General features: G+C 63.4%; 2 protein-coding genes. Both read right to left on the bottom strand.

Annotated features, from left to right (window positions below; genetic code table 11):
- Positions 1 to 61: 61 nt before the first annotated feature.
- Positions 62 to 1375 (bottom strand): ABC transporter substrate-binding protein, encoded by a 1314-nt coding sequence (locus tag HY058_05685; GenBank protein ID MBI3496774.1) that lies wholly within the window; start codon positions 1373 to 1375, stop codon positions 62 to 64.
- A 211-nt stretch (positions 1376 to 1586) separates the two neighbouring features.
- Positions 1587 to 1905 (bottom strand): ANTAR domain-containing protein (locus tag HY058_05680; GenBank protein ID MBI3496773.1); only part of this gene is annotated, 319 nt, incomplete at its 5' end.

Below are 1905 nucleotides of genomic sequence, written 5' to 3'. Positions count from 1 at the left end.
TTTCCGGTGCGGCTTCCTTGGTTCTGATTTTCACGACCGACATGACACGCCCTCCGTTCGCTTACACCTTGATCTTGAATCCGGCGGCATAGGCCTTCGGGTCCTTGCCGTCCCACACCACGCCGTCGATGAGCTTGCTGGTGCGCATCGGGCTGGCCGGTACACGCACCTTGACCTGTGCGGCGACCTGCTTGTACAGCTCGATCTGGTTCACCTGTTTGGCCACGGCCAGGTAATCCGGATCTTCCTTGAGCAGGCCCCAGCGCTTGTGCTGGGTCAGGAACCACATGCCGTCCGACAGGTGCGGGAAGTTCACGAAACCGTCGTTGTAAAATTTCATGTAATTGGCGTCCTTCCACACCTTGCCGTTGCCGTTGTCGTAGTTGCCCAGGAACCGCCCGAGGATCACTTCTTCCGGCGCATTCACGTAGGACTTGCTGGAAATGATTTGCGCCACCTTGGCGCGGTTGGCCGTGGCGTCGATGAACTTCGAGGCCTCGAGCACCGCCGCCATCATCGCGCGCGTGGTGTTCGGATACTTCTGCACGAATTCGAGGCTCGTGCCGAGCACCTTCTCCGGATGGTCCTTCCAGAGTTCCTGGGTGGTGATGGCGGTGAAGCCGATCTTGTCGTAGATGGCGCGCGCGCCCCAGGGTTCGCCGACGCAGAAGCCGTCCATGTTGCCGACGCGCATGTTGGCCACCATCTGCGGCGGCGGCACGACGATGGTCTTGACGTCGGCCATGGGATTGATGCCGTAGGTCGCGAGCCAGTAATAAATCTCCATCGCGTGGGTGCCGGTCGGGAATGTCTGGGCGAAGGTGTAATCGCGCTTCTCCTTGTCGATGAGCGCCTTGAGCTTGGCGCCGTCGGTCGCGCCCTTGTCCTTGAGCTGGTTGGAAAGCGTGATCGCCTGCCCGTTGTGGTTGAGACCCATGAGCACGGCCATGTCCTTCTTCGGCCCGCCGATGCCGAGCTGCACGCCGTAGATCAGGCCATAGAGCACGTGCGCGGCGTCGAGCTCGCCGTTCACCAGTTTGTCGCGCACCGCCGCCCAGCTCGCTTCCTTGCTGGGGGTGATCTTGATGCCGTATTTCCTGTCGAAACCCAGTTCCGAGGCGATCACCACACTGGCGCAGTCGGTGAGCGGAATGAAGCCGATCTTCACCTCCGGCTTCTCCGGCGCGTCCGTTCCGGCGGCCCAGGCGGCGCTGCGCACGCCGGCCGGCACCATGCCCAGAATGCCCGCGGCCCCGAGCCCGGCGGCGAGGCTGGTTTTGAGGAAATCGCGGCGCGCAGCGCCGGCAGCATGGAGGCTTGCGGATTCGGTCATCGGCCTGGTCTTGCTCTCGTCACTCATGTCTGTCTCCTTCATTGCAAAAATAAAAACGGCGCCCGGTCGGCCGGGATAAAACCCGGTGACCAGGGCGCCGTTGCCCCCAGACCGCGCGGTATCGCGCGACCTGGCATTTCAGGGGCGGGCCGCTCGACCCGCCTCAATCTGTTTCCGATCAGTCCGTCGTTGGGCCGTCCGGTGATGAATCTTTCAATCAACCCTCTCTCGTTGAGAGAAGGTCATGCATTCCTTACGTCAGCAGCTCCGCCATGGTGATCACGCTCTCCGCCACCTGCGCGAGACGCTGGTTGCGGTCCATCGCCAGCTTGCGCAACAGTGCATACGCCTCGTCCTCGGTGCAGCGCCGCTGCTTCATGACGATGCCCTTGGCACGCTCGATCAGCTTGCGTTCCGCCAGGTTCGTCTGCGCCTGGTCCAGCTCGCGGCGCAGCGCCTGCCACTGCTCGAAGCGCGCCAGCGCCACCTCCACGATCGGCCGCACGCGCTCCACCGACAAGCCGTCCACCACGTAGGCGCTGACCCCGGCCTCCAGGGCCGCGCGCATCAGT

It is taken from the genome of Pseudomonadota bacterium, assembly GCA_016195085.1.
Classification (GTDB): domain Bacteria; phylum Pseudomonadota; class Alphaproteobacteria; order SHVZ01; family SHVZ01; genus JACQAG01.
The sequence above is the reverse complement of the archived record's forward strand: the minus strand, read 5'-3'. Positions and strand labels throughout refer to the sequence as shown.